We start from the raw sequence: 26,176 nt of genomic DNA, 5'->3' as shown, positions 1-26,176 counted from the left end.
GAAGCCGACGACGCCGAAGACGTCGCGACCCACTACGAGACCCTGCGCGACTTCTGGGCGGAATTCACGGCCCCGTAAGCACCCTCAGCGCCGCTGCAAGAGGCGCGTGGAACGTTCGTCGTCAGTTGTGGCGTTCGCGGGCCGCGAATTCCGCCCAGAAGTCGCGCAGGGTCTCGTAGTGGGTCGCGACGTCTTCGGCGTCGTCGGCTTCCATCGCGTCGACGATCGCGTGCACGTCCTCCGCCGACGTGTCCGCGTCCAGGTCGCTGGACGTCATCAGCTGCACCAGGCCGCCGTAGTCCAGCTCCACCGCCGAATGCGGGTGGAAGCGCTCCAGCCAGCGACCGGTCTCCCGCAGGATCCGCGTCGGGCCTTCCTCGCCAATGGACTTCCGGCCGATCGAGTGCGCCCGGGCGACCCGGCGCCGCGCGTCGGCCATCGCCGCCCGCCAGCACACCCGGCGCCGGCCCGGCTCGGTGAACACGCACCGCTCCGCCGGATCGATCAGCACGAACCACGGCAGCGGGACGGTCCAGGTGGACGAGAGCACGTGCACTCCGCCGCCCGCGAGCTCGCTGACCACCGCGGTGGCGCGCACCTTGGCCTTCTCAGCCGGCACCTGCAGCACCGCGGTCCGCAGCGGGACCTCCGCGTCGCCCAGGAAGCCGACCAGCGCCGCGGCGGACCGCCCGCGCAGATCCAGTGGGCAGACCAGCGGGCCCGGGCCCACCGTGGCCGACGGCGCGCTCGGCACGTCCGCCGGATCGAGCACCAGCACGTCGCCGACGCCCGCGACCGCGCCGTCGGCGGTTTCGCCGGGCAGCAGCCGGGGCGGCGAGGCGAGCTGGCTGCGCAACCAGACGTCCTGCTCCCGCAGTCCGGCGTCGAACGGGTCGACCGGTCCATGCTCGACGGCCGCCGCCAGCTCCTCGCGCAGCGGTGGGTCGAAGGACGACAAGGGCTCGTACACCCTCAGGTAGGCGACGAACGGCTCTGGCACAGCGAGCATGGTGTCATGCGACCCGGGACGGGCTGCGGCTGGCTCTCCGGGCAGCGAAAACAGGTGCCGGAAGGGCGCCCGGAGCGGGAGAGTTCGACGTCACCCAAGACACGGCCACTCAGTCATGGCACCACGTCGCGTTCAACCGCCTCGACACGGTACGGTAGTTACAGGAAACGTTGTCGAGATCATGCGGGGCCGACATTCCCCTGTCCGCCCCGCAACCCTGTGCGAGGGGGTCGAGCCATGGGGCGCGGCCGGGCTAAGGCCAAGCAGACGAAGGTGGCCCGCGAGCTGAAGTACAGTTCCCCGTCCATGGACATAGAGGCGTTGCAGCGCGAGCTGTCCGTCTCGGAGTCCGGCGAGTGGTCCCGTGAGGACCGCGATGAATCGCGCGACGATGGGTACGACGACTACGACTACGACCGACGGTGAAGCACTTCTCCACGAGGGCAGCGGATGAACGTTGTTCGCTCGATGGCGAGGTACGTCGGAGTCGTTCGTCTGACCCGATGTCAAGGAGCGGGTGGGGTTGACGAGTTCGCAAGTCCCACATAGGAGGAGCACCGCGAGTGGCGTTGCCGGGTTCACCGGCGACGCCACTCACGTCTGTGTGCTGCCGTCCGAAAAGGGCTGAGCGGAAAGACAAAAGCGCACGCGGGCAGTCCGGCGGGCAAGAAGACGCCGGCGCGCGCGGGCCGCCTCTCGGCGGGTGGCACTGCTGGGTTCCAGCCGAACGGTATTCCCAGCAGGCGATAGTTGGAGCCCGGGGGCACACGCGCACGCCAGCTATTGGTTCAACGACCGAAGCCCCATCAGGATTCCCGGCCGCGATCACATGTTTCGGGCGCGGCCCGGGACATGCCCCGAACCGCGCCCGGCAACTCGATCTTTGTCTTTGAAGCGGCGCAGCCGCTTAGCCCACCTACCCCGCTTGCACCGCCGCGGGTTCTCAGGCTGTGCCCACCCCGCCGGGGTTCTCGCTGTGGGATCCCCGACGTGGTGAATTGGCCATTCATGACGTCGGGGATCCCACAGCGAGAAGGCCGCAGTAACTCCCGCAGGGGGCCGCCACCCGCACCGCTACGCAGAACGAGCTTGGAAACAGCCGGGTCAGAAACGCGGGTGGTTGCCGCGGAGGATCACTCGGTCTTCCTCACTGGTGCCTTCGACCGTCGGCTGCTTGGCGATCTCGCCGAGCACCCAGGCCGGGACGTGGCGGGCCGTGAGCACCGCGAGGGCGCGGTCCACGTCTTCGGCCGTCACCACGGCGACCATGCCGATGCCCATGTTGAAGGTGCGTTCCATCTCGTCGGTCTCGACCCGGCCGCGCTGGGCGATCAACCGGAACACCGGGGCCGGCGTCCAGGTGCCCCGGTCCAGCACCGCGGTCAGCCCCGACGGGATCACCCGCGCCAGGTTCTGCGCCAGCCCGCCGCCGGTGACGTGCGCGAACGTCCGCACGCCCGCCTCCGCCGCCAGCGCCAGGCAGTCCTTGGCGTAGATCCGGGTCGGTTCGAGCAGCTCCTCGCCGAGGGTCCGGCCGAACTCCTCGACGTGGCCCTCCAGCGGCATCCGGGCGATGTCCAGCAGCACGTGCCGGGCCAGCGAGTAGCCGTTGGAGTGCAGGCCGGAGGCGCCCATCGCGATCACCACGTCGCCCGGGCGGACCTTGTCCGGGCCGAGCATCGCGTCCGCATCGACCACGCCGACGCCGGTGGCCGAGATGTCGTACTCGCCGGGCGCCATCATGCCGGGGTGCTCGGCGGTCTCCCCGCCCAGCAGCGCGCAGCCGGCCTGCACGCAGCCCTCCGAGATGCCCTTGACCAGGTCGGCGATCCGGTCCGGCACGACCTTGCCGACCGCGATGTAGTCCTGCAGGAACAGCGGCTCGGCGCCGCACACCACCAGGTCGTCCACCACCATCGCGACCAGGTCGATGCCGACCGTGTCGTGCATGTCCAGGGCCTGCGCGACGGCGAGCTTGGTGCCCACACCGTCCGTGGAGGAAGCCAGCACCGGCTCCTTCCAGCGGTCGAGCTTGAGCTGGAACAGGCCGGCGAAGCCGCCGAGCGAGCCGATCACCTCCGGCCGGGTCGCGCGCTTCGCCCACGGGCGCATCTTCTCGACCGCCTCGTCACCGGCCTCGATGCTCACGCCCGCTGCGGCGTAGGTGGCTTTCGGACTCTGGGCAGACCCTGCGAGCAGGTCTTCGGACACGACTGGCTCCACATCTTGGTGCGAGTTTGCGATTCGCCGGACGCGCATGTGTAGCACGGACAACGCTACGCGCCGACGGCGAACCCGGGTGCGGGAACGGTGCGATTCTCAGGGCCGCTGCAGCGCGTCGGCCGCGCCGTAGCTGCTCGGCAGCACCGGTTCGGCCGGCCCCGCGATACCGCGTTCGGCCTGGCTGAGGCCCTCCAGCAGGTACTTGCCGATCCGGGCGTCCTCCGGCAGCGGGATCGGGTAGTCGCCGTCGAAGCAGGCCGCGCACAGCCGGGTGCGGGGCTGCTCGGTGGCGGCGACGAGCCCGTCCAGCGAGACGTGGCCGAGGCTGTCCGCGCCGATGGAGCGGCGCACGCCGTCCATGTCCAGGCCGTTGGCGACCAGCTCGGCGCGGGAGGCGAAGTCGATGCCGTAGAAGCACGGCCACTTCACCGGCGGCGAGGCGATCCGGACGTGCACCTCGATCGCGCCGGCCTCGCGCAGCATCCGGACCAGGGCGCGCTGGGTGTTGCCGCGGACGATCGAGTCGTCCACCACGATCAGCCGCTTGCCGCGGATCACCTCGCGCAGCGGGTTCAGCTTGAGCCGGATGCCGAGCTGGCGGATGGTCTGGGACGGCTGGATGAAGGTCCGGCCGACATAGGAGTTCTTCACCAGGCCGTTGCCGTAGGGGATGCCGGAGGCCTGCGCGTAGCCGATCGCGGCGGGCGTGCCCGACTCGGGCACCGGGATCACCAGGTCGCCGTCGACCGGGTGCTCCTTGGCCAGCCGGCGGCCGATCTCGACGCGGGTGCCGTGCACCGAGCGGCCCGCGATCGTGGTGTCCGGGCGGGCCAGGTAGACGTACTCGAAGATGCAGCCCTTCGGCTTCGGGTTGGCGAAGTGCTGGGAGCGCAGCCCGTCCCCGTCGATGGCGAGCAGTTCGCCGGGCTCGACCTCGCGGACGAACGACGCGCCGACGATGTCCAGCGCGGCCGTCTCGCTGGCCACCACCCAGCCGCGTTCCAGCCGGCCGAGCACCAGCGGGCGGACGCCCTGCGGGTCGCGCACCGCGTAGAGCGTCTGCTCGTCGCAGAAGACCATCGAGAACGCGCCGCGCACGGTCGGGAACAGCTCCATCGCGGCCTGTTCGAGACCCTTGTCGACGGCTAGCGAGGCCAGCAGGCCGGTCACCAGGTCGGAGTCGCTGGTCGCCCGCTCGCAGCCGTTGGCCGGCGAGGACGTGTTGGCCGTGGTGTCGACGCCGTCGGCGGCTACACGTTCCTGCAGCTCGGCGGTGTTGACCAGGTTGCCGTTGTGGCCCAGGGCCAGGCCGCTGCCGGTGGCAGTGGTGCGGAAGGTCGGCTGGGCGTTCTCCCAGCTGCCGCCGCCGGTCGTCGAGTACCGGGCGTGCCCGACGGCGACGTGGCCGCGCAGCGACGCCAGGGTCTGCTCGGTGAACACCTGGCTCACCAGGCCGAGATCCTTGTAGACGAGCACCTGCGAGCCGTCGCCGACGGCGATGCCGGCGGCTTCCTGACCGCGGTGCTGGAGGGCGAAGATCCCGTAGAAGCTGAGCTTGGCGACTTCTTCGCCTGGTGCCCAGACTCCGAAGACACCGCATTCCTCGCGGGGGATGTCGCGCTCGAGGCTGGAGAGGTCCATTGGGGTACTTGCGTTTGCCGGTTCGGGCCGGACGGTGACCACCGAGAACTCCCTGAAGGACGAAGCCGGAGTTACACCTCAGTGTAAACAGGTGGCAACCGGCCGAACTCCGCCCCGATGCGTGTCGGCCATCTCAATCCTCGGGCCGGTCATCGACGCGACGTGCCGGTTCGGTCACAGCTCGTCGATTCGGACCAGTGGCAGCCACTGCGAGACGTCCGAGCGGGAGCCGGAGGCGGTGAGCTCGCCGCGCTCCAGGGCCGCCGCCCAGTCGAGCCGCCCTGTCGCCAGCAGCAGCCAGGTGCGGGGGTTGGTCTCGACGACGTTGGGCGGCGTGCCGCGGGTGTGCCGCGGGCCGGTGATGCACTGGACGGCCGCGAACGGCGGCACCCGCACCTCGACGCTGTTGCCGGGCGCGACTTGCTCCAGCGTCCGCAGGCTCAACCGCACCGCGGCGGCCAGCTCGGCCCGCGCGGGCCGCTGCGCTTCGTCGTCCAGCCAAGACCGCACCGCCAGGACGGCATCGCGCATTTCCCCGGGATCAACGGCACGGCGGCTGGGCATGCCCAAAGCCTACGAGCGCACCCCGACGCGCAGCGTTCCGCCTGGTCAGCACCCGTGAGTGCTTTGTGCTGCTATAGCGACACAAAACGCTCACGGGACTTGACCAGCGGAAACAGCGCCGATCGGCTCACAGCCAGCCGAGCTTGACCGCCTGCATGCCCGCCTGGAAGCGGGTTTCCACTCCTAACCGGGAGATCAGCTCGCGGACCCTGCGGTGCGCCGTGCGCGCGCTGAAGCCCATCAGCCTGCCGATCGTGTCGTCCGTGGCGCCGGAGGCGAGCAGCGACAGGATCCACCGCTCCTCCTCCGTCGGCTGGAGCTCGTGACCCGACAGGTCCTGGTCCGCGGTGAACGGCGCCGCGAAGCGCCACAGGTCTTCGAAGATCCTGGCGATCGCCGCCAGCATCGCCGAGCTGCGCACCACCACGGCGCTTTCCACCGACGTCTCGCTCACCGTCAGCGGCAGCAGCGCGATCTCGCTGTCCACCATGATCAGCTTGGTCGGCGCCACGTGGATCACCCGCGCCTGCTCGCCCATCGCGACCAGCTTGGTGGTGATGTCCAGCTGCGGCGGGCGCGCCAGCGCGGACCGGTCGTAGAGCACCTGGTACTGGACGCCCTCGGCGAGCTTGCGGGATTCCAGCGAGTCCAGCGGCCCCGTCGTCACGTACGGCGGCTTCGCCACGCCTTGGACCAGTTGTGTCGCATTGCGCTGCAGTTCGTACGCGGCCCAGCCGACCCGCTTGGCCCCGTGCACGACCTGCAGAACGCCGCCGCTGCCCGACTGGGCCCGGGCGGCGCGCGTCACCGACGCGACCTGCGCCCGCACGGCTCGTTCGGTCAGCGGCTCCGTCGCGGCGGTGTCCCTGGCCGGCTCATCCACCGCAGTCGGCGACTGCGTCAGCTCTTCGGTGTATCCGGGTAACACGGCACACCCCTCCTCGATGTGCCCCCAGCAGCACCGATTCGGCACCGGCACCGCGACGGACACTGAACACCCCCGTGATTGGCAACGTATCCACCGGGAACGACCGCAGGAACCGACTTTCGCCGGATACAGCGGATCGACCTTTGATTGACCCCGTTCGGCCGCGCCCCGTGATCCCCCAAATGCAGCAGTCGACGTCAAGAGCAACGGGCCCTTCCTGGAACACCAGGAAGGGCCCGTGTGTCGCACTGCTACCGGATCAGAGGTCGCCGATCTGCAGCAGGTCGGTGATGGTGCCGTCCGGGGCGCTCTGGATCACGCCCTTCGAGGCCTGGCCCTGCAGCCCGGAGATCACGTCCGCGGGCTTCGCATCGGGGTTGGCCTGCAGGAACAGCGCGCCGACGCCGGCCACGTGCGGGCTGGCCATCGAGGTGCCGCTCATCGTCTCGGTGCCACCGCCGGGCACGGTCGACACGATGTCCACGCCGGGGGCGTAGCCCTCGACGCTGGCGCCGAAGTTGGTGAACGAGGCGGAGCCGTCGGCGTTGTCCGAGGCAGCGGTGGTGAACACACCTTCCGCGCTGGCCGGGGACACGTTCTCGGCGTCCTGACTTTCATTACCGGCCGCCACCGCGAGGAAGACGCCGCTGTTGACCAGGTTGGTCGCGGCCTCGTCCAGCGCCGGGTCCTTCGGGCCGCCCAGCGACATGTTCGCCACCGACGGGCCGGAGTGGTTCTGCGCGACCCAGTCGATGCCGGACACGACCTGCTCGGTGGTGCCGCTGCCCTGGTCGTCGAGCACCCGGACACCGACGAGCTTGGCGCCCTTGGCGACGCCGTAGGTGTCGCTGCCGATGGTGCCGGCGACGTGGGTGCCGTGGCCGTGCTTGTCGGAGCCGTCGCCACCGGTGGCGTCGAAGCCGATCTCGGCGCGCCCGCCGAAGTCGGGGTGCGACGGGTCGATGCCGGTGTCGATGATGTAGGCGGTGACGCCCTCACCGGTGCCCTTGGGGGCGTAGCTGTCGTCCAGCGGCAGGGCCGGCTGGTCGATCCGGTCCAAGCCCCACGAGCCGACGGCCTGGTTCTTCGCCGGCTCGACCTGGATGCGGTAGCTCTGCGAGATGTTCTCGACCTTGCCGCTGGCGCGGACGGTCTCGAGCGCCTCGGGGCTCAGCTTCGCCGAGAACCCGTTGATCGCGCTGTTGTAGACGATGCGCGGCTGAACGCCGAACTCTTCGGCGACGCCCTGCGGCGCGATGCCGTCCTTGAGGTTAACGATGTAGACGTCCGACTCCGCACCCTGCACCTGTGCCTGCGGGTGCAGCGCCAGAGGCGCCAACTCGATCTGCGGCTGCGCGCCTGCCGGTGCCCCGGCGAACACGAGCGCCGCCGCGGCAACCCCTGCCCCGGTGCCATAGAGCAGCTTCCTCATGTGTCCCCTCCTACGTTCATTCGCTCGGGTGGGGCCGAGCGAAAGGCGGTTCACGGCGGAACGTAACCAGGGAAAACACTCGTCCGGGTGATGTTGGCGATTTGTCGCCACACAATCGGGCGGTGGGGTGAACGAATTCCCAGCTCTGGGCGGACTACCGGGAATGAGCAGGTAAAACCGCGCCCGCCGGGTTTACCGGCGGGCGCGGTGATTTGTTCTGTTAAGCCTGATTTTGCGCGATTTATGTGGCTGCTACCCAGCGTCGCAGGCGGAGGCGAACGGCCTCGACGTATTCGGGTTCGACCTCGGAGACCTCGTCGATCGACTCGGCGCCGTCGGGGGCGACGCCGTAGGTCATGCCGTAGTACAGGTACAGCGCGCGCTCCTGCTCCAGCGGGAGATCGCCCTGCAGCAGGCTGACCCGCGGCGCGCGCCGGACGGCGTCCTTGTCGACCGCGATGGTGAGCGTGTCGCCGTCGAAGGCCGCGCCCTCCAGCGGCACGAAACTCTCGTTCGTCCCGAAAAGTCCAGTTTGGACGGTGATCCAGGCGGGCTGCTCGGTGTCGTCGTCGATGAACAACTGGCCGACGATGCCGATCCGCTGGCCCTCCGGATCGAAGACCTCACACCCGAACATCCGCAACGCTTCCCGCTGGCCGATCATCGCCGCCTCCTCCCCCTCGCCCTCCTCGGTCAGTCTGCGCCCGGAACGGCCGCAGCGGCACCTCGGAACGGCTGGTTCGCCGACCGTCCACCGAGCACTCCGCCGGTTGCTGGCACCCTCGAAGGCAAGCCCCGGCACCCGCGCCGAGGCCCGAACAGAACTACGGAGCTCGCGATGTCCCAGCCCGCCGACCGTCCCGCCCCGCCGATCAGCGCCGAAATGCGGGAGCACGCCAAGCAGAACCCCAACAGCTGGCTGTACATCGCCGATCCCGGCTACGCCGCCGACGACCAGGAGGTGCCGCCGGAGGGCATCGTGGGCGCCTACCGCATCGACGCCGACGGCGAGATCGACGAAGACTTCCAGTTCAACGACAAGTACGAGCCGTCCGAGATGACGGCGAACCAGCTGGAGCCGGCCAACGAGCTGGAACACGTCCTGGTGCGGATCGCCGCCGGCCAGCTGCCGGAGTCCGAGCTGCCCGCGGCGGTGCTCGACGCCGAGGTGCTGCTCTACGCGCCGAGCGCGGACGACCCGATGCTCTACACCGCGGAGCTGTCCGACGGCAGCCAGCTGGTTCCGGCCTGCACCTCGGCCGCCCGGGTTCCGGCGGACTGGCCGGGCTTCCGCCGCGTACCCGGGTCGGCGCTGCCGGACCTGCTCGGCGGGCTCGACCTGGGCCTGAACATGCACGACGCGATCCAGGCGGTGATCCCGAACAGCGTCCTCACCGAGGCCGCCGAGCAGCGCGGCTGAGCCCGGTGGCCAAGGCCGGGCGAGATGCCTAGCCTCGGCGGTGTGACCGGTGATCACGGGCCCGGCCCCATCGAGGATTACGCCCTGCTGTCCGACCTCCGCACGGCCGCGCTGGTCGGCAAGGACGGTTCGATCGACTGGCTCTGTCTGCCCCGCTTCGACGCGCCGTCCTGCTTCGCCCGCCTGCTCGGCAACGACCAGGACGGCCACTGGCAGATCGCGCCGACCGAGCCGGTGCGCGAAGTGCGCCGCCGGTACCGGGACAACTCCCTGGTGCTGGAGACCGAATTCCGCACCGACGGCGGCGCGCTGCGGTTGATCGACAGCATGCCGCCGCACGAGAAGAACCAGCACGACCAGCCCTGCCTGGTGCGGATCGTCGAAGGCATCGCGGGCGAAGTGGACATCAAGCTCCGCTGGGTGGTCCGCTTCGCCTACGGCGACGCGGTGCCCTGGGTGCGCCGGGTGCGCGAAACCGAGCCGGTGCTGGACGAATACATCCTCGCCGTCGCCGGCCCGCACACCGCGGTGCTGCGCGGCGACGTCCTGCCGCAGCGCGTCGATCACGAGCGGGCGCACGAGCTGGTGCTCACGGTGCGCGCCGGGCAGCGGCTGTCCTGGGTGATGCAGTGGTCGCCGGACTCGCGGAATCTGCCCGCGCCGATGGATCCAGAGCAGGAAACCCAGGACAGCGAGGACTTCTGGCGGGAGTGGACCGGGAAGATCAGCTACGCCGGGCCGTACTCGGCCGAGGTGTACCGATCGCTGGCCACCCTCAAGGCGCTGACCTACGCGCCGACCGGCGGCGTCATCGCCGCGCCGACCAGCTCGCTGCCGGAAGCCCTGCCGGGCAACCGGAACTGGGACTACCGCTACTGCTGGCTGCGCGACGCCACCTTCGTCCTGCTGGCGCTGGACAACTTCGGCTGTTCCGAGGAGGCGGCGGCGTGGCGGGACTGGCTGGTGCGCGCGGTCGCCGGCGATCCCGGTGACCTGCAGATCATGTACGGCGTCAACGGCGAACGGCACCTGGTGGAGTGGGAGGCCGACTGGCTGCCCGGCTACCGCGGCACCGAGCCGGTGCGGATCGGCAACGCCGCCTACCGGCAGACCCAGCTCGACGTCTACGGCGAGGTGCTGGACATGCTGCACCTGGCCCGCGAGCGCGGGCTGCCGGAGAGCGAGGAGACCTGGGCGTTGCAGCGCGGCATGCTGCGGCACCTGGAGAAGATCTGGCAGCAGCCGGATCGCGGGCTGTGGGAGGTGCGCGGCCCGGACCGGTACTTCACGCATTCCCGGGTGATGGTCTGGGTGGCGTTCGACCGCGCCGTCCGCGCCGTGGAGGAGGACGGCCTGCCGGGGCCGGTGAAGCGGTGGCGGGAGATCCGCGACGCGGTGCGCGCGGAGATCCTGGAGCGGGCCTGGAATCCGGAGCTCGGCGCGTTCACCCAGTACTACGGCGGGAAAGCGCTGGATGCGGCCACTCTGCTGATGCCGTCGGTCGGCTTCCTGCCCGGCAACGACGAGCGGATGGTGCGCACCGTCGAGGCGGTGCAGCGCGAGCTGCAGCACGACGGGGTGCTGGTCGACCGGTACAGCACCGGCGACCGGCGCAGCGAGGTCGACGGGCTGACCGGCCGGGAGGGCGCGTTCCTGGCGTGCTCGTTCTGGCTGGTCGACGCGCTGGCCTACTGCGGGCGGCGCGCGGAGGCGGAGCGGATGTTCGCCGAGCTGGTGGGCATGGCCAACGACGTGGGCCTGTACGCGGAGGAGTACGACGGCGAGAAGGGCCGGTTCACCGGCAACTTCCCGCAGGCGTTCAGCCACCTGGCCCTGGTGAACTCGGCGGCGATCCTCTTCGGCGGCATGACCCGCGACCGCAAGAGCCGCCGCGACGGCGGCACCGCCTGAAGCCCGGTCACACCGGTCGTGAGTGTTTTGGACTGCTATGGCGATCCAAAACACTCACGACACCAGGCCTGCGAAAACCTTGCCGCGCAACGCGATCCGGCGGTCAGTCCAGGTGCTTGGCGATGAACTCGGTTATCTCCGCCGGTGATCCGGGGCGGGCGAAGAGGTAGCCCTGGCCGGTTTCGCAGCCGATGTCGGCCATCCGGCGGGCCTGGGCCTGGGTTTCCACGCCTTCGGCCGTGACGGTCAGCCCGAGGGCGTGCGCGAGGTCCACCAGCGTGCCGACGATGCGCGCGTCGACCGGGTCGGCCCGCTCCGCGTCCCGCAGGCCCTCCATGAACGAGCCCGCGATCTTGAGCTCGTGCACCGGGAGGTGCCGCAGGTAGGCCAGGTTCGAGTACCCGGTGCCGAAGTCGTCGATGGCGATCCGCACGCCCATCCGGGACAGCGCGCGCAGCGCGTCCAGCGGCTCGTCGGCGGTGCCCATGATCGCGCTCTCGGTGAGCTCCAGCTGCAGCCGCGACGGCGCCAGCCCGGTCTCGGCCAGGATCTCCGCCACGTCGGACACCAGGTTCGGGTCGCGCGACTGCCGGACCGCCAGGTTGACGCTGACGAACGGCGCCGCCGCCCCGAATTCGTCCTGCCACTGCTTCGCCTGCCGGCAGGCCTGCCGCAGCACCCAGCGCCCGAGCGGCACGATCAGCCCGGTCTCCTCGGCCAGCCCGATGAACCGGTCGGGCCCCAGCCGGCCCAGCTCCGGATGCGCCCAGCGCACCAGCGCTTCGACACCGACCACGCCGAAGTCCCGCAGCCCGATCAGCGGCTGGTAGTCCACGTAGAACTCGTCGCGCTCCAGCGCGGCCGGCATCTTCGCCGAGAGGTGGAACTGCGCGACCTCGGTGGCGTTGCGGTCCGGGTCGAACAGCGCCCACCGGCCCTTGCCCTCGGACTTCGCCCAGTACAGCGTCACGTCGGCGTCGCGCACCAGCTCGGCCGCGGTCTGCCCGGCCACCGGCCGCTCGACGATGCCGATGCTGGCCGACACGGAGAGCTCGTGGCCGCCGATGCGGATCGGCACGTCCAGCGCGTCCAGCACGGTGTCGGCGACCTCGACGGCCTGCTCGGTCCCGAATGAGTTCTGGATCACGATCACGAACTCGTCGCCGCCCATCCGCGCGACCAGCCGGTCGTCGCCGTGCACCGCGGTGGCGAGGCGATCGGCGACCGCCCGGAGCAGGTCGTCGCCGACGTGGTGGCCGAGGCTGTCGTTGATGACCTTGAACCCGTCGAGATCCATGTAGCACAGCGCCACCCGTTCGCCGGGTTCGTCCTGCTGCAGGACCTTGGTGAGCCGCTCCAGGAACAACGCCCGGTTGGGCAGCCCGGTCAGCGGATCGTGCATCGCCTGGTGACGCAGGCGTTCCTGCAGCATCCGCCGGTCGGTGACGTCCTCGATCAGCGCGACCTGGTACAGCGGCAGGCCGTCTTCGCCGCGGACCAGGGACACGATCAGCTCGGTCCACACGGTGCCGCCGTCGGGGCGGATGAACCGCTTCTCGACCCGGAACTGGTCGCGTTCGCCGCGGACCAGTTCCTCGTACAGCCGCCAGGTGCTGTCGGGGTCGTCCGGGTGCATCATGTCCTGCACCGCCATCCGGCGGAGCTCTTCGCCGGGCCGGCCCATGATCCGCACCAGCGAGTCGTTCACCTCGAGGATCCGGCCGTTCATGTCGCCGATGCCGATGCCGATCGCGGCCTCGGCGAAGATCGCGCGGAACCTGGCTTCGCTGGTGCGCAGCGCCTGCTCGACGGCGTCGCGCGCGTCCAGCACGGCCTGCCGGATCGCCTCCTGCTCGTCCAGCGTCCGCTTGCGGGCGGCCTGCACGAAGCCGGAGCACAGCGCGCCCTGCAGCGCGGCGACCCGCCCGCGCCAGCCGGGGCCGTCGTCCAGCTGCAGGACGTCCAGGATCTCGTCGCCGATCAGGTCGATCGTGCGGCCTAACGACTCCGCGCTGGTGAAGTGCACGGCGACCAGGTCCACGCCGACCGACCGCGCGGGGGACGGGTCGAACGGTTCGCTGAGCAGCGCGTCGACCAGCCGGTCGGTGTAGCCGTACAGGCGGCCTTCTACCTCCGCGCTGGTCATGGGTACGTAACTGGTGCCCATCATGGCCTGCGCCCAAACGGCGGCAAAGCGTCGTCGATCGGCTCGGTTCACCTCGGCGACCACCTCGTGAGCGCTGGGCACCGGCGCTGTCCAGCCAGTCATGCCTGGGGCGCCCTCCACTCGTCCTACTCGCCTGGGCCGTTCGTTCGGAGCATACGACCGGACCGGTCCGGCGGTCGAACATCAGGTACGGCACCCGGGGTAGGCGCACACCTCATCCGAGCGGGCCATACAGGTGACCTCGCCCGGTTGGGCGACTACCGTCCGCAACCAGTTGATCACCGAAGCGCGGCTGCCGTGATAGATCTGATGTTTTCGACGCACAGCCCCGCCGAGAGGTTGTGCGCGGCTCGGAACTCCACCCCGGAGACCGCTCGGTTCACTTGCGATGTCCGGATTGAGCCATTCTGGTTAAAAACTAACACAGGATCTACATCTTCAGAAAACCGTTCGCCACACTTTCGGGGCAGGACGCGTGGTCCCCCGACGACGCACCGCAACTACACCCCCGAGAGGCATCGATGAACCTTCCGAGTGGACGTGGTCGCCGATTACCGTTGGTCTCCTTAGTATCGATTGCCTGCGCAGGCGTTCTTCTCCTGTGCTCGCCCGCGCAAGCCAGCACACCCCTTCCGGGAAGGCAAAGCGCGATGAGCACGCAGGTGACCGGCGAACCACCGAGCGGAACCGAGACCGACGCCCCGATGGGCTCGCAGATCCGCAAGCACGAAGGCGGCGGCGATGATCCGCTGCTCACGCCCGTTGTCGATCCGCTGGCCACGGTGGCCGGCATGGACGTCAGCGGCCACCAGGGCAATGTGGACTGGAACTACTGGTGGGGCCAGGGCATGCGGTTCGCCTACGCGAAGGCGACCGAGGGCACCGGCTACAAGAACCCGAACTTCGCCCAGCAGTACAACGGTTCCTACAACGTGGGCATGATCCGCGGCGCGTACCACTTCGCGCTCCCGGACCGCTCCAGCGGCGCCGCGCAGGCCAACTACTTCGTGGACAACGGCGGCGGCTGGTCCAAGGACGGCAAGACCCTGCCGGGCGCGCTGGACATGGAGTACAACCCGTACGGCTCCACCTGCTACGGCAAGACCAAGAGCGGGATGACGGCCTGGATCAAGGACTTCAGCGACACCTACCACTCCCGGACCGGGCGCTGGCCTGTCATCTACACCAGCACCAGCTGGTGGAACCAGTGCGTGGACGGCGACTTCAGCTCGACGAACCCGCTGTGGGTCGCCCGCTACGCGAGCACCGTCGGCCAGCTCCCCTACAAGTGGGGCGTCTGGACGATCTGGCAGTACACGTCGTCGCCGCTGGACAAGAACACGTTCAACGGCGCCTACGACCGCCTCCAAGCGCTGGCCAACGGCTGACGCCAGAATCCACGCGGTGCCGGCGAGCCCGGCACCGCGTTGTCGGGCTCTTTTCACCAAGGTGCGCGCTGTGCAGGGCAGAATCCCTCGCATGGGTGAGCGCAAGATCGGTTTGGTCGCGACGATCGCCGTCGCCGTCGTCGTGCTGGTGGGCGCCAGCGTCGCCCTGCTCATCTTCGATCCGCGAACCACCGGAGCCGATGCCCTGCGAACCGGCGGGCTGGCGGCCGGATCGGTGGTCGCGCTCTACGCCCTGTGGCTCAACGACCGGCGCCGACGCGTCGAGGAGAAGCGGCAGGAGCTCGACAGCCAGCGGCAAGAACTGGATCGGCAGCGCTACGCGCTAGAACAGCAGCGGCAGGCCCTGGAGGACCGGCGGACCGACCAGGATCGGGACCGCGCGGCCGATGAGCGCTTCGCGCGGTCGGTGGAGCTGCTCGGCAACGACGCCGACCAGGTGCGGGTGGGCGCCATGCACGCCCTCGCCGGGCTCGCCCGCAGCAATCCCGGCTACACCCAAACCGTGCTCGACGTGCTGTGCTCCTACCTGCGGCGACCGTTCAAGCATCCGAAGTGGACTCCGGCCTCGGAGTTGCCTGCCGATCCCGGCGAATGGCCGGAGGCCAGCCCCGAGCAGGAGGGCGAACGGTACGTCCGGCAGACGGCGCAGCGCCTGATCCAGGACCTGTTGCCCAGCACCGCCGACCCGGACCCGGAGATCTACGAGCTCGACCTGACCAGGGCTTGGCTGGAGCGGTTCAACCTGTCCGACCGGGTTGTGGGCCGCATCGCCGCCTACCGGTGCCGATTCCGGCACACCACGAACCTCAACCGCGCCGTCTTCCACGGCCCGGTGCACCTCCGCGACAGCGTTTTCGTGGGACGGATCAGGGCGGAGGAGACCCGGTTCCGGCAGAGGCTGGAACTGCGCGGGATCGTCACGCACGGGCCGGTCGGTTTCGAGCGCGCCGAGTTCGAAGGTGCCGTGGACATGCCGGAAGCCCACTGCATCGCGCACGTCTCCTTCGAGCGCGCGATCTTCCACGCCACGCTCGACCTCCGGCGCGCGCGCTTCGACGGCGGCGCTGATCTCCGCGTGCGCGAGCCGCTGCCCAGCGTCGCGCTGTACAACACCGAGGTTGACACGTCGACCGATGCCCAGGTGCCGGCAGGCTGGTCGTTCGAGCCCCTGCAAGATGCGAATCGCGCACGCATCCGGGTGCACGAGGTCGGGCAGAATCCCTCGCATGGGTGAGCGCAAGATCGGGTTGATCGCGACGATCGCCGTCGCCGTCGTGGTCCTCGTCGGCGTCAGCATCGCCTTGCTGGCCTTCGACCCCAGGACCACCGGCGCGGATGCGCTGCGGACCGGCGGGTTGGCGGCCGGTTCTGTCGTCGCGATGTACGCGCTCTGGCTCAACGACCGGCGGCGACGCGTCGAGGAAGAGCGGCAGAAGACCGAGCGGCAGCGCCACGAACTCGAGAACCGGCGGGCTGATCTCGACCGCGACCGGGTCGCCGACGAGCGCTTCGCCCGCGCCGTGGAACTCCTCGGGCACGAGACCGACCAGGTGCGGGTGGGCGCGCTGCACGCCCTCGCCGGGCTCGCGCGGAGCAATCCCGAGTACACCCAAACCGTGCTCGACGTGCTCTGTTCCTACTTGCGGCGACCGTTCTGGCACCCTCGCTACACCGATGACGCGCCAGCGTCGGCTGGCGTCCCCTTGAACACCGCCTCTGGCGACGGGCCGAAGCAATGGCCCCGAGACGCGAAGGACGAGGCCGAGCGGAAGCTGCAGGTGCGGCTGACCGCGCAGCGGCTCGTCGCCGACCTGCTCCCGGCCGCGGACGACGTCGACGCACCCGCCTACGACCTGGATCTGACCAACGCGACGCTGGAGTACTTCGACCTGACCGACCGGAAGGTCGGCACGTTGGTCCTGCGGTACGGGAAGCTGTTCAGCGACAACAACTTCAGCCGCTGCGAATACCACGGCGACGTGTGGTTCACCGGCGCGACGGTCGGCGCCGGGCGGTTGTACGGGCGGTTCCGCTGCGACGACGTGGTCTTCCACCAGCGCGCCTGGTTCCCCGGGATCGAGTTCAACGGCCGGTCGAGCTTCCGGCGGACCCGCTTCCACGGCCAGACGAGGTTCGCCGACAGCCGGTTCGCCGACTCGGTGTCGATGGAGCGGGCCGAATTCCACGGGCCGACCGACTTCCGCTCGGTCCACTTCGAGCACGACGCCGACCTGAGCGGCGCGACGTTCCACGCCGAGATCCAGCACACCGGCATCACGACCAGCCCGGATCGCGAAGTCGTCCTCCCCGACGGCTGGAAAGCCGTGCGCGCGTAGCCCGAGAAGGGGTGGCCGGGCGCGCGTGAAGAAGTGGATCGGCAAGTGGCTCTCCGGCTCAAACGGCAGGAACGGCTGATCAACGAGCCAGCACTCGACTTCCGCGCCGTGATCTCTGAAGCAGCGTTGGCTCGCTGTGCTCATCAAGAATCGATCGCGAGCGAGCAGTTCGCCCACTTGCTTCACATGTCCAAGAGACCGAACGTATCGATTCGAGTTCTCCCTTTCGAAGCCGGCCTGCACAACTCGATGACGGGCTCCTTCGTCCTTCTCGATTTCCCGCCAGACACTTGGTCTCCCGCGGTGTACCAAGAGCACGCCGTTGGTGGTCATCTCAGTCACGATCGCGCACTAGTCTCGGGACTCAGTTCCGTTTTCGAGGACCTGCGCAGCCGTGCTCTGGCGGAGTCGGCCAGCCACAAGGTGATCAGTAGATACGCGCAGAGGTGAGTGCCATGGAAATTTGGCGGAAGTCCAGCTACAGCGGCCCGAGCAGCAACTGCATCGAGGTTGGCTTCGGGATCGGCGCTGTCGGGGTGCGGGACACGAAGGATCGCGATGGTGGGCACTTAGCCGTGCCGGTGCGGACCTGGCACCGGTTCATCGGCACCGTCAAGGGCGGTGTCTTCGACCGCTAGCGGATGAGCGAACGGCCCGTTCACCTCGATAGACGAGGTGAACGGGCCGTTCGCTTCAACCAGCTATCAGCCGAACAGCTTCGGCAGGGTGCCTTCCCAAGCTTCGCGGAGCTCAGCCAGCGGGATTTCCGCGACGTCCTGGATGTCGAGCGACTGCGCGCCCGCGTCCGCGACGCCGACCTTGGCCCACGGGAGGCCTCGGGCCGTGCACATGTCCGTGAAGCGGAGCTCCTCGGTGCGCGGCACCGCCACCAGGATCCGGCCCGCCGACTCCGAGAACAGCCAGACGAACGGGTCCACGTCTTCCGGCAGGACCACTCGGGCGCCGCACTCGCCGACCAGCGCCGTCTCCACCAGCGCCTGCGCCAGGCCGCCCTCGGAGAGGTCGTGCGCCGCCGAGATCATGCCGTCGCGGGAGCCCGCGAGCACGATCTCCGCCAGCAGCTTCTCGCGCGCCAGGTCGACCTTCGGCGGCACGCCGCCGAGGTGGTCGTGGGTGACGCGCGCCCACTCCGAGCCGCCGAACTCCTCGTGCGTCTCGCCGAGCAGCAGCAGCGTTTCGCCTTCCTCGCCACCGATTCCGGTGGGAATGCGGCGGGTCACGTCGTCGATCGTGCCCAGCACGCCGACCACCGGCGTCGGCAGGATCGGCTTCGCGCCGGTCTGGTTGTAGAAGCTGACGTTGCCGCCGGTCACCGGGATGCCCAGCTCCTGGCAGGCGTCGGCCAGGCCGCGCACCGCCTGCTGGAACTGCCACATCACCGCCGGGTCCTCCGGCGAACCGAAGTTCAGGCAGTTGGTGACCGCCATCGGCGTGGCACCGGTGGTCGCCACGTTGCGGTAGGCCTCGGCCAGCGCCAGCTGCGCGCCCGCGTACGGGTCGAGCCGGGTGTAGCGGGCGTTGCAGTCGGTGGCGACCGCGATGCCGCGCCCGGTCTCCTCGTCGATGCGCAGCACGCCGCCGTCCGACGGCTGGGCCAGCACCGTGTTGCCGCGCACGTACCGGTCGTACTGGTCGGTGACCCACGCCCGGGAGCACAGGTTCGGCGACGCCGCCATCCGCAGGATCGTCTCCCGCAGCTCGTCCGATGTGGACGGACGAGCCAGCGTGTTCGCGCTGTCCGCGACGATCAGGTCCTGCTCGGCGGGCCGCTCGACCGGCCGCTCGTAGACCGGGCCCTGGTGCGCGACGGTCCGCGGCGGCACGTCCACCACGAGCTCGTCGTGCCAGTAGATCTCCAGGTTCTCGCCGTCGGTGACCTCACCGATGACGGTCGCGGTGACGTCCCATCGGCGGCACACCTCCATGAAGGCGTCCACGTTGGACGGATCCACGACGGCGCACATCCGCTCCTGCGACTCGCTGGAGAGGATCTCCGCCGGGTTCATCCCGGTGGCGCGCAGCGGAACCTGGTCCAGGTCGACCCGCATGCCGCCGTCGCCGGCCGACGCCAGCTCCGACGTCGCGCAGGACAGGCCCGCGCCGCCGAGGTCCTGGATGCCCACGACCAGGCCCGCGTGGTACAGCTCCAGGCAGCACTCGATGAGCACCTTCTCGGCGAACGGGTCGCCGACCTGCACGCTGGGCAGCTTCTTGCGGCCGCCGCCGCTCTCGTCGCCGTCGAACGTCTCCGATGCGAGCACCGAAACGCCGCCGATGCCGTCGAGGCCGGTGCGCGCGCCGAACAGGATGATCTTGTTGCCCTTGCCGCTGGCGTGCGCCAGGTGCAGGTCCTCGACCTTCATCACGCCGACGCACATGGCGTTGACCAGCGGGTTGCCCGCGTAGCACTCGTCGAAGACGACCTCGCCGCCGATGTTCGGCAGGCCCAGGCAGTTGCCGTAGCCGCCGACGCCGGCGACGACGCCGGGCAGCACGCGCTTGGTGTCCGGCGCGTCGGCCGGGCCGAAGCGCAGCGGGTCCGCCACCGCGACCGGGCGGGCGCCCATCGCCATGATGTCGCGGACGATGCCGCCGACACCGGTGGCCGCGCCCTGGTAGGGCTCGACGTAGGACGGGTGGTTGTGGCTCTCCAGCTTGAACGTGACCGCCCAACCGTCGCCGATGTCGACCACGCCCGCGTTCTCGCCGATGCCCGCGAGCATCTTCTCGCGCATCTCGTCGGTAGTGGTCTCGCCGAAGTACTTCAGGTGCACCTTCGACGACTTGTAGGAGCAGTGCTCGCTCCACATCACCGAGTACATGGCCAGCTCGGCCTCGGTGGGCCGGCGGCCCAGGATCTCGCGGATCCGGGCGTACTCGTCGTCCTTCAGCCCCAGCTCGCGGAACGGCTGGGAGGTTTCAGGAGTGGACTTCGCATGATCGACAGTGTCGAATTCGACGGTTCGACCGTCGGTGTCCACCTTTGCCAGATTGCTCACGCTGCCACCAGTGCATCCAGAACGGACAGGAACATGCCGAGGCCGTCGTCGGTGGGGCCGGTCAGGGCGTCGATCGCGTGCTCCGGGTGCGGCATCATGCCCGCGACCCGGCCGCGCGCGTCGGTGATGCCCGCGATGTCGCGCTGCGAACCGTTCGGGTTCTCGCCCGCGTAGCGGAACAGCACCCGGCCTTCGCCTTCGAGCTCGTCGAGGACGGCCTCGTCGGCCATGTAGTTGCCCTCGCCGTGCTTGATCGGGATCAGCAGCTCGGCGCCCGCGTCGTAGCGGGTGGTCCAGGCGCTGCTGTTGTTCTCCACCTTCAACCACTGGTCGCGGCAGACGTAGTGCAGGCCCGCGTTGCGGGTCAGCACTCCGGGCAGCAGCCCGGATTCGCAGAGGATCTGGAAGCCGTTGCACACGCCGAGCACCGGCATGCCCTTGCGCGCGGCCTCGACGACCTCGGTCATGACCGGGGCGAACTTGGCGATCGCGCCGCAGCGCAGGTAGTCGCCGTAGGAGAAGCCGCCCGGGACGACCACCGCGTCCACGCCCTTGAGGTCGTGGTCGGCGTGCCAGAGGGCGACCGATTCGGCACCTGCTCGGCGCACCGCGCGCGCGGCATCCACGTCATCGAGGGTGCCGGGGAAGGTGATGACGCCGATCTTCGCGCTCATGCTTCCACCCGGCGGACGGTCCAGTCCTCGATCACCGGGTTGGCCAGCAACGTCTCGGCGATCTTGGCGAGCGTTTCGTCGTCGACATCGTCGGCGACCTCCAGCTCGAACCGCTTTCCCTGGCGGACTTCGGTGATGCCGTCGAAACCGAGACGGGGCAGCGCGTTCGCCACCGCCTGTCCCTGCGGATCGAGGATTTCCTGCTTCGGCATGACGTCGACAACGACTCGGGCCACGGGTGCTGCTCCCGGTTTCCGTGCAGATCCGCCGGGACCCCGGCGGATGGCCAGCAGTACCGCCAAAGGGTAACTGAGCTGGGAGTTCGCCCTACCCGGCAGGGGCCGGAGGTGCGGCGTGGCTCACGACACCTTTCTCAACTTGTGTCTTGCGTCACATTTTTCGCATGTTGTCTAAACCTTTGGGCGTTCGGCCGTCTATTACAACCGGGGCACCGAAAACCCGGGCCCCAGTTGACTAGGGGGACGCACACCGATGCGCACAATCAAGACGCTGATGGCGGCCGGCCTGCTCGCCGGCCTCGCGCTGACCACGACCGTTCCGGCGATGGCGGCGCCGAGCCCCGGCCCGGCGGCGGTCGCGCCGGCCGACCAGGCGCTGCTGACCGCCGACAAGTCGCAGGTCCGGGCGGGCAACACGCTGGTCCTGCGGCTGGAACACGGCACCGAAGGCGTCAACTGGATCTCGTCGGCGGCGTTCGTGCACAACCGGGAGCACCCGTTCGGCGCGGACGAGGGCCTGGCCGAGGTCGTGAACGACCGCGACGGCAACGCGGAGGCGGTGGCCACCATCGCCGACGTCGCGCCCGGCGAGTACACCGTGCACACCCGCATCGGCGGCGGCGCGGGCCCGACCATGAAGATCACCGTCACGAAGTGATCTCTCGGCGAGAGGGGCGTCCCCGACCGGGGGCGCCCCTCTCGCCTTGGAATTCAGCTGATCGCGTAAACCGGCTCGATCCCGTTCACCCGCAGCGAGAACCGTCGCGATGCCGGGGCCGGTGGGGGCAGGGTTCCGATATGCGGATCCTGGTTTTGGGCGGAACGGTTTTCCTCGGGCGCGCGGTGGCGGTGGAGGCGGTCCAGCGCGGGCACGACGTCGTTTGCGCGGCACGCGGCACGAGCGGCGACGTTCCCGACGGCGCGAAGCTCGTGCCGGTGGATCGGGAGCAGGGCCTCGGCTCGCTCTCCGGGGAACGGTTCGACGCCGTGGTCGACGTGGCGCGGAACTACCGGTGGGTGCAGGACGCCCTCGAAACGCTGGGCGCGACGGCCGGGCACTGGACGTTCGTGTCCACCATCAACGTCTACGCCGACAACGGAACACCCGGCCTGAGCACCGATGCCGAGCTGCTGGAACCGATCACCGACTCCGACGACGTGAGCACGGCCGAGTCCTACGGCGCGATCAAGGTGGCGTGCGAGAACGCGGTGCGCGAAGCGGTCGGCGACCGGGCCTTCGTGCTGCGACCCGGCCTGATCACCGGGCCCAACGACACCTCGGACCGGTTCGGGTACTGGCCGGCCCGGCTGGCGCGCGGCGGTCGGGTGCTCGTGCCGGACGCCGACCACCCGACCCAGCACGCCGACGTGCGCGACCTGGCGGCCTGGATCGTGGACGCCGCGGAGAACGGCCTCGCCGGAACCTTCGACGGCACGAGCCTGACCACCCCGCTCAACGAGCTGCTGGGCCAGATCGCCGAACTGGTCGCACCGCCGGGCACCGAACTCGTGGCCATCGCGCCGGAAGACCTGACCGAGGCGGGCGTGCAGCCCTGGGCCGGCCCGAAATCGCTGCCGTTCTGGCTGCCGGAGAGCCACCAAGGCATCGCCGCGCGCGACGCCCGCCCCAGCCTGGACGCGGGACTGCGCATCCGGCCGCTCGCCGAGACGGTGTCGGCGACGCTGGAGACCGAGCGCGAGCTGGGCCTGGACCGGGAGCGCCGTGCGGGGCTCACACCGGCAGAAGAAGCCGAGCTCCTCGCCACCCTCCCGCACCGGCCCCGCTGATCCCGCCGACCTCCTTCGGCCTGGTCAGCACCCGTGCGCGTTTTGTGTCGCCATAGCAGCACAAAACGCGCACGGGCTTTTACCAGCGGAAACAGAGCCTCCGGTGATCTTTTCGCCGGTGGCCTGGCGGGCGTGGAAGAGTGGAGTTGCTCGCTCATCTAGGAGGAACCACCGTGCAGATCACCCACTTCGGACACGCGTGCGTGCTGATCGAGACCGACTCGGCCCGGCTGCTGATCGACCCCGGCACGTTCTCCGCCGACTTCGAAGACCTCCGCGACCTCGACGCCGTGCTGATCACGCACCAGCACTTCGACCACCTCGACCTCGACCGGCTCCCGGCCCTGCTCGCCGCCAACCCGAACGCCCGGCTGGTGGCCGACCCGGGCTCGGCGCCGACGATCGCCGAGAAGGGGCTGACCGCGACCACCGCTCGCCCCGGCGAATCGCTGGAGCTCGGCGGCGCGGCGATCAACGTCGTCGGCGGCACGCACGCGGTGATCCACCCGGACATCCCGGTGATCGACAACATCGGCTACGTCGTCGACCACGGCGCCTTCTACCACCCCGGCGACTCGTTCTACGTGCCGGAACAGCGGATCGACGTGCTCGGCGTGCCGACCGGGGCGCCGTGGCTGAAGCTCTCCGAAGCGGTCGACTTCCTGCGCGCGGTGGCGCCGCGAGCGGCGGTGCCGATCCACGAAGCGGTGCTGGCGAACCCGAACATGCACTACCGCATGTTCGAGCAGCTCGGCCCGAAGGACACCGCCGTCGAAGTCCTGGCCAAGGGCACCCAGACCGCGGTTTGACCCCCGGCGCGGCTCGGCGTCAGAGCCCGCGCTGATCGGCCACGGCGCTTTCGCGCGAAGGCGCCACCGGCCGTGCGTGGTGCGCGCCGATTTCGCGCGAGAACGGCATTCGCGGGCTCGTCACGCCTCGCAGCGGAGACGGGCGGGCTCAGTCGTCGTCGCGGTCGTCGTGCTGGTCGTCGACGCCGTCGCGGTGGTCGTCGTGCTGGTCGTCCAGGTGGTCGTCGCGATCGTCGCGGTCGTCGTCGAAGCGATCGTCCAGATCGAACTGATCGTCGCAGTCGTCGAAGCGGTCATCGGCAACGTCGTCGCGATCGTCGCGGTCGTCGTCGAAGCGATCGTCGGCGAAGCGGTCGTCGGCGTCGTCCTGGTCGTCGTCGATGCAGAGCGGTGCCGGTTGGGCGACGGGGGGCTGGTCGACCGGGGCCGCTGCTCGCGGGGTTTCGACGGGGGCGGTGCCGGTGTCCGCCGCGAGCGCTACGCCGGTGCCGCCGAGGCCCACCAGCGCGACCGCCGCCATCGCCGCGAGCCAGGTCCGCTTCGTGTTCCGAATCCGCATCGTTCTCGTCCTTCGTTCGCTGGTACCGCCTGACAAGAACCAGCTTCGGCGCCCATCGTGAGGCGGCTCTGAAGGTCGAATGAAGGGATCCTCATCCGCGTGCCGACGCCGCGGACCGGCGGGCGAACGAGGCATAGGTGACCGGCCGCGCGCCGTGGTGCAGCGCCAGGTCGACGGCGTCCAGCACCGCCTGCCTCGCGGCCGGTTTCTGCAGCTCAGCGGCGTCCAGCGCGAGCCGGACCAGCCGCCCGCGGCTGGCCGCCCGCTCGACGCCGAGCACCAGCGCCCGGCACCACCACGGCTCCGCTCGCTCGCCCGGGCCGAGCATCCGGATCCGCGCCCGGTGCACCTGGCCGGTCGTGAGATCCCGGACCGCCATCGCATCAGCGCAGACGGAGAAGCCGCGCCGCTGTAGCGCGGTGACGGTGCCAGGCGAGGCGAGCCAGCGAGGCGGGATGAAGCTGTTCGTCCGCAGCCCGACCTGTTCCAGCACCGCCGACGCGGCCGCCAGCCGCAGCCCGGCTTCGTGCGCCGGCAGCTGGGCGGCCGGGGCGAGGCGGGCGCGCAGGCCCGGGGACAGGCGGGCGAAGCCGTGCAGGCTGACGGCATCGTGCCGCGCCAGGCGCTCGGCCACCCAGTGCAGCAGCGGCGACTGCGGGTTCCGCGCCTCTAGGTGATCCGGGCGCGGCGAGATCAGCAGGGACAGCGGGACCTGGCGGCGGTCCAGTTCGGCGGCGAAATCCGCGCACTGGTCCAGCACCCGGAGCCCAAGACCGGACAACGACACGACGAGCGGCGTGCTCACGGTCCCTCATTCGGCCTGGCCCGGGTGTCCACGACCTGACGGCCAGGTGTCGCCCCGGCGCAAATCCGGCGAATCTCCACGCCGCAACTGTCGGCAAGCCCTGCCGAAGCACGGCGCCGACACGCCGACGCATACCCCCACCGGACGAAAACACCTGTCGCCCAGGGCCGCGGGCTTACGGCGTGGGGGCGAGCCAGTCGGCGAAGGAGCGGCCGGTGATCCGCTCGTAGGCCTCGACGTAGCGGGCGCGGGTGGCGTCGACGACGTCGGCCGGCAGCGGAGGCGGCGGCGTGTCCGATGCGCGGTCCCAGCCGGAAACCGGCGAGGTCAGCCAGTTGCGCACGTACTGCTTGTCGAACGACGGCTGCACCTTGCCCGGCTCGTACCCGTCCGCCGGCCAGTACCGCGACGAGTCGGGCGTGAGCACCTCGTCGCCGAGCACCAGCGAACCGTCCCCGACCAGGCCGAACTCGAACTTGGTGTCCGCGAGGATCACGCCGCGGCTGCGCGCGTGCTCCGCCGCCTGGCGGTAGACCCGCAGCGTCAGGTCGCGCAGCTCCGCGGCGCGCTCCGCGCCCAGCTGCTCGGCGACCGCCTCGAAGCTCACGTTCTCGTCGTGCTCGCCGATCTCGGCCTTCGTCGCCGGGGTGAAGATCGGCTCCGGCAGCTTGGACGCCTCGATGAGCCCGTCGGGCAGCTGCACGCCGCACACCGCGCCGGTGCGCTGGTAGTCGGCGAGCCCGGAGCCTGTCAGGTAGCCGCGCGCCACGCACTCCACCTGCAGCATCTCCAGCCGCCGCACCAGCAGCGCGCTACCGCGCACCTCGCCGGGGATGCGCGGGTCGTCGGCGGCGACCAGGTGGTTCGGCATCACGTCGGCGAGCAGCTCGAACCAGAACACGCTCATCGCGGTCAGCACCCGGCCCTTGTCCGGGATCGGGGTGTCGAGCACGTGGTCGTACGCCGAGATGCGGTCGGAGGCGACCAGCAGCAGGTGTTCGTCGTCCACGGCGTGCAGCTGGCGAACCTTGCCGGCCGCGATCTGGGGGTAATCGGCGAGTGCAACCACGTGCGGATTGTCTCGCACCGGGGCCCGGGCACTCGCACGCGGGCCGGTGGTAAGAACCGGCTTGGGCCGTCCGGACCAGCCGGGGCCGTGAGCGGCAACCAGATCTGGGCTGTCGATGTACTTGTGGGCCTCGTCGAAGACGGCAAGTTTGTTGAAGTGCTCGCCGCCATCGT

Annotated in this window: 25 protein-coding genes; 11 read left to right on the top strand and 14 right to left on the bottom strand. The window is 69.9% G+C overall.

Annotation, left to right across the window (positions count from 1 at the left end; genetic code table 11):
• Positions 1-121 precede the first annotated feature (121 nt).
• Positions 122-1,009: a hypothetical protein gene (locus tag AB0I53_RS15525; RefSeq protein WP_358602346.1), complete on the bottom strand. Its 888-nt coding sequence runs from the start codon at positions 1,007-1,009 to the stop codon at positions 122-124.
• Between the two features lie 237 nt (positions 1,010-1,246).
• Here AB0I53_RS15525 and AB0I53_RS15520 point away from each other — a divergent pair, with 237 nt between their 5' ends.
• Positions 1,247-1,435, top strand: coding sequence for a DUF3073 domain-containing protein (locus tag AB0I53_RS15520; protein ID WP_358602570.1), 189 nt, complete (start codon positions 1,247-1,249; stop codon positions 1,433-1,435).
• Positions 1,436-2,113: 678 nt separating this feature from the next.
• On the opposite strand, the gene purM is transcribed toward AB0I53_RS15520, so the two are convergent.
• The 6 genes from purM to AB0I53_RS15490 all read right to left on the bottom strand — a co-directional run bounded on the left by purM (position 2,114) and on the right by AB0I53_RS15490 (position 8,461).
• Positions 2,114-3,220 (bottom strand): phosphoribosylformylglycinamidine cyclo-ligase, encoded by a 1,107-nt coding sequence (gene purM, locus AB0I53_RS15515; RefSeq protein WP_358602343.1) that lies wholly within the window; start codon positions 3,218-3,220, stop codon positions 2,114-2,116.
• A 108-nt stretch (positions 3,221-3,328) separates the two neighbouring features.
• Entirely contained in the window at positions 3,329-4,873 is a 1,545-nt protein-coding gene (gene purF / locus AB0I53_RS15510; RefSeq protein ID WP_358602340.1) for an amidophosphoribosyltransferase, read from the bottom strand.
• A gap of 174 nt (positions 4,874-5,047) precedes the next feature.
• Positions 5,048-5,437, bottom strand: coding sequence for a sterol carrier family protein (locus AB0I53_RS15505; RefSeq protein ID WP_358602337.1), 390 nt, complete (start codon positions 5,435-5,437; stop codon positions 5,048-5,050).
• Positions 5,438-5,564: 127 nt separating this feature from the next.
• Complete coding sequence (locus tag AB0I53_RS15500; RefSeq protein ID WP_358602334.1) at positions 5,565-6,365, bottom strand: DNA-binding response regulator; 801 nt, start codon at positions 6,363-6,365, stop codon at positions 5,565-5,567.
• 259 nt (positions 6,366-6,624) lie between these two features.
• Complete coding sequence (locus AB0I53_RS15495; RefSeq protein WP_358602331.1) at positions 6,625-7,797, bottom strand: S8 family peptidase; 1,173 nt, start codon at positions 7,795-7,797, stop codon at positions 6,625-6,627.
• Between the two features lie 241 nt (positions 7,798-8,038).
• Positions 8,039-8,461 carry a PRC-barrel domain-containing protein gene (locus AB0I53_RS15490; protein WP_358602329.1) on the bottom strand — a complete coding sequence of 141 codons (423 nt, stop codon included), beginning with the start codon at positions 8,459-8,461 and terminating at the stop codon, positions 8,039-8,041.
• Between the two features lie 174 nt (positions 8,462-8,635).
• Between AB0I53_RS15490 and AB0I53_RS15485 the strand changes: the two genes are divergently transcribed.
• Positions 8,636-9,217, top strand: a complete 582-nt coding sequence (locus AB0I53_RS15485) for a type VII secretion system-associated protein (RefSeq protein WP_358602328.1) — start codon at positions 8,636-8,638, stop codon at positions 9,215-9,217.
• Between the two features lie 42 nt (positions 9,218-9,259).
• A complete protein-coding gene (locus AB0I53_RS15480) occupies positions 9,260-11,128 on the top strand; it encodes a glycoside hydrolase family 15 protein (RefSeq protein WP_358602325.1) in 1,869 nt (622 codons plus the stop codon).
• Between the two features lie 103 nt (positions 11,129-11,231).
• Here AB0I53_RS15480 and AB0I53_RS15475 read toward each other — a convergent pair whose 3' ends face one another.
• Entirely contained in the window at positions 11,232-13,397 is a 2,166-nt protein-coding gene (locus AB0I53_RS15475) for an EAL domain-containing protein (RefSeq protein ID WP_358602322.1), read from the bottom strand.
• Between the two features lie 548 nt (positions 13,398-13,945).
• Between AB0I53_RS15475 and AB0I53_RS15470 the strand changes: the two genes are divergently transcribed.
• From AB0I53_RS15470 to AB0I53_RS15450, 5 genes are all read left to right on the top strand, one after another.
• Positions 13,946-14,683 carry a lysozyme gene (locus AB0I53_RS15470; protein WP_358602319.1) on the top strand — a complete coding sequence of 246 codons (738 nt, stop codon included), beginning with the start codon at positions 13,946-13,948 and terminating at the stop codon, positions 14,681-14,683.
• A 91-nt stretch (positions 14,684-14,774) separates the two neighbouring features.
• Positions 14,775-15,938 (top strand): pentapeptide repeat-containing protein, encoded by a 1,164-nt coding sequence (locus AB0I53_RS15465; RefSeq protein WP_358602316.1) that lies wholly within the window; start codon positions 14,775-14,777, stop codon positions 15,936-15,938.
• Positions 15,931-17,040: a pentapeptide repeat-containing protein gene (locus tag AB0I53_RS15460; protein ID WP_358602314.1), complete on the top strand. Its 1,110-nt coding sequence runs from the start codon at positions 15,931-15,933 to the stop codon at positions 17,038-17,040. Before AB0I53_RS15465 ends, AB0I53_RS15460 begins: the two co-directional genes overlap by 8 nt.
• A 33-nt stretch (positions 17,041-17,073) precedes the next feature.
• Positions 17,074-17,490 carry a DUF5753 domain-containing protein gene (locus AB0I53_RS15455; RefSeq protein WP_358602311.1) on the top strand — a complete coding sequence of 139 codons (417 nt, stop codon included), beginning with the start codon at positions 17,074-17,076 and terminating at the stop codon, positions 17,488-17,490.
• Positions 17,491-17,495: 5 nt separating this feature from the next.
• Positions 17,496-17,678 (top strand): DUF397 domain-containing protein, encoded by a 183-nt coding sequence (locus AB0I53_RS15450; protein ID WP_358602308.1) that lies wholly within the window; start codon positions 17,496-17,498, stop codon positions 17,676-17,678.
• Between the two features lie 66 nt (positions 17,679-17,744).
• Here the strand turns inward: AB0I53_RS15450 and purL are convergent, their stop codons facing one another.
• Genes purL through purS form a run of 3 tightly spaced genes read right to left on the bottom strand, consistent with a single transcriptional unit; the run spans position 17,745 to position 20,970 of the window.
• Positions 17,745-20,042 (bottom strand): phosphoribosylformylglycinamidine synthase subunit PurL, encoded by a 2,298-nt coding sequence (gene purL, locus AB0I53_RS15445; protein ID WP_358602567.1) that lies wholly within the window; start codon positions 20,040-20,042, stop codon positions 17,745-17,747.
• Between the two features lie 14 nt (positions 20,043-20,056).
• On the bottom strand, positions 20,057-20,734 hold the full coding sequence (gene purQ / locus AB0I53_RS15440) for a phosphoribosylformylglycinamidine synthase subunit PurQ (RefSeq protein WP_358602306.1): 678 nt from the start codon (positions 20,732-20,734) through the stop codon (positions 20,057-20,059).
• A complete protein-coding gene (gene purS / locus AB0I53_RS15435; RefSeq protein ID WP_358602304.1) occupies positions 20,731-20,970 on the bottom strand; it encodes a phosphoribosylformylglycinamidine synthase subunit PurS in 240 nt (79 codons plus the stop codon). Before purS ends, purQ begins: the two co-directional genes overlap by 4 nt.
• Positions 20,971-21,226: 256 nt before the next feature.
• Here purS and AB0I53_RS15430 point away from each other — a divergent pair, with 256 nt between their 5' ends.
• From AB0I53_RS15430 to AB0I53_RS15420, 3 genes are all read left to right on the top strand, one after another.
• Positions 21,227-21,631 (top strand): hypothetical protein, encoded by a 405-nt coding sequence (locus tag AB0I53_RS15430; RefSeq protein ID WP_358602302.1) that lies wholly within the window; start codon positions 21,227-21,229, stop codon positions 21,629-21,631.
• Positions 21,632-21,771: 140 nt separating this feature from the next.
• Positions 21,772-22,761 (top strand): NAD-dependent epimerase/dehydratase family protein, encoded by a 990-nt coding sequence (locus tag AB0I53_RS15425; RefSeq protein WP_358602299.1) that lies wholly within the window; start codon positions 21,772-21,774, stop codon positions 22,759-22,761.
• 173 nt (positions 22,762-22,934) lie between these two features.
• On the top strand, positions 22,935-23,570 hold the full coding sequence (locus AB0I53_RS15420) for an MBL fold metallo-hydrolase (RefSeq protein ID WP_358602296.1): 636 nt from the start codon (positions 22,935-22,937) through the stop codon (positions 23,568-23,570).
• A gap of 148 nt (positions 23,571-23,718) precedes the next feature.
• Here the strand turns inward: AB0I53_RS15420 and AB0I53_RS15415 are convergent, their stop codons facing one another.
• From AB0I53_RS15415 to AB0I53_RS15405, 3 genes are all read right to left on the bottom strand, one after another.
• Positions 23,719-24,129, bottom strand: coding sequence for an ATPase (locus AB0I53_RS15415; protein WP_358602294.1), 411 nt, complete (start codon positions 24,127-24,129; stop codon positions 23,719-23,721).
• A 91-nt stretch (positions 24,130-24,220) separates the two neighbouring features.
• Positions 24,221-24,934, bottom strand: a complete 714-nt coding sequence (locus tag AB0I53_RS15410) for a DUF2334 domain-containing protein (RefSeq protein ID WP_358602291.1) — start codon at positions 24,932-24,934, stop codon at positions 24,221-24,223.
• Between the two features lie 175 nt (positions 24,935-25,109).
• Positions 25,110-26,003, bottom strand: a complete 894-nt coding sequence (locus tag AB0I53_RS15405) for a phosphoribosylaminoimidazolesuccinocarboxamide synthase (RefSeq protein ID WP_358602564.1) — start codon at positions 26,001-26,003, stop codon at positions 25,110-25,112.
• Positions 26,004-26,176: the final 173 nt, after the last annotated feature.

The organism is Saccharopolyspora sp. NPDC050389, assembly GCF_040655595.1.
Lineage (GTDB): Bacteria > Actinomycetota > Actinomycetes > Mycobacteriales > Pseudonocardiaceae > Saccharopolyspora.
The sequence above is the reverse complement of the archived record's forward strand: the minus strand, read 5'-3'. Positions and strand labels throughout refer to the sequence as shown.

Coding starts and splice junctions, on each gene's coding strand:
- AB0I53_RS15525 (WP_358602346.1), bottom strand. CDS start 1,009: ATGCTCGCTGTGCCAGAGCCGTTCGTCGCCTACCTGAGGGTGTACGAG.
- AB0I53_RS15520 (WP_358602570.1), top strand. CDS start 1,247: ATGGGGCGCGGCCGGGCTAAGGCCAAGCAGACGAAGGTGGCCCGCGAG.
- purF (WP_358602340.1), bottom strand. CDS start 4,873: ATGGACCTCTCCAGCCTCGAGCGCGACATCCCCCGCGAGGAATGCGGT.
- AB0I53_RS15505 (WP_358602337.1), bottom strand. CDS start 5,437: ATGCCCAGCCGCCGTGCCGTTGATCCCGGGGAAATGCGCGATGCCGTC.
- AB0I53_RS15495 (WP_358602331.1), bottom strand. CDS start 7,797: ATGAGGAAGCTGCTCTATGGCACCGGGGCAGGGGTTGCCGCGGCGGCG.
- AB0I53_RS15490 (WP_358602329.1), bottom strand. CDS start 8,461: ATGATCGGCCAGCGGGAAGCGTTGCGGATGTTCGGGTGTGAGGTCTTC.
- AB0I53_RS15485 (WP_358602328.1), top strand. CDS start 8,636: ATGTCCCAGCCCGCCGACCGTCCCGCCCCGCCGATCAGCGCCGAAATG.
- AB0I53_RS15475 (WP_358602322.1), bottom strand. CDS start 13,397: ATGACTGGCTGGACAGCGCCGGTGCCCAGCGCTCACGAGGTGGTCGCC.
- AB0I53_RS15470 (WP_358602319.1), top strand. CDS start 13,946: ATGAGCACGCAGGTGACCGGCGAACCACCGAGCGGAACCGAGACCGAC.
- AB0I53_RS15465 (WP_358602316.1), top strand. CDS start 14,775: ATGGGTGAGCGCAAGATCGGTTTGGTCGCGACGATCGCCGTCGCCGTC.
- AB0I53_RS15460 (WP_358602314.1), top strand. CDS start 15,931: ATGGGTGAGCGCAAGATCGGGTTGATCGCGACGATCGCCGTCGCCGTC.
- AB0I53_RS15450 (WP_358602308.1), top strand. CDS start 17,496: ATGGAAATTTGGCGGAAGTCCAGCTACAGCGGCCCGAGCAGCAACTGC.
- purQ (WP_358602306.1), bottom strand. CDS start 20,734: ATGAGCGCGAAGATCGGCGTCATCACCTTCCCCGGCACCCTCGATGAC.
- AB0I53_RS15430 (WP_358602302.1), top strand. CDS start 21,227: ATGCGCACAATCAAGACGCTGATGGCGGCCGGCCTGCTCGCCGGCCTC.
- AB0I53_RS15425 (WP_358602299.1), top strand. CDS start 21,772: ATGCGGATCCTGGTTTTGGGCGGAACGGTTTTCCTCGGGCGCGCGGTG.
- AB0I53_RS15415 (WP_358602294.1), bottom strand. CDS start 24,129: ATGCGGATTCGGAACACGAAGCGGACCTGGCTCGCGGCGATGGCGGCG.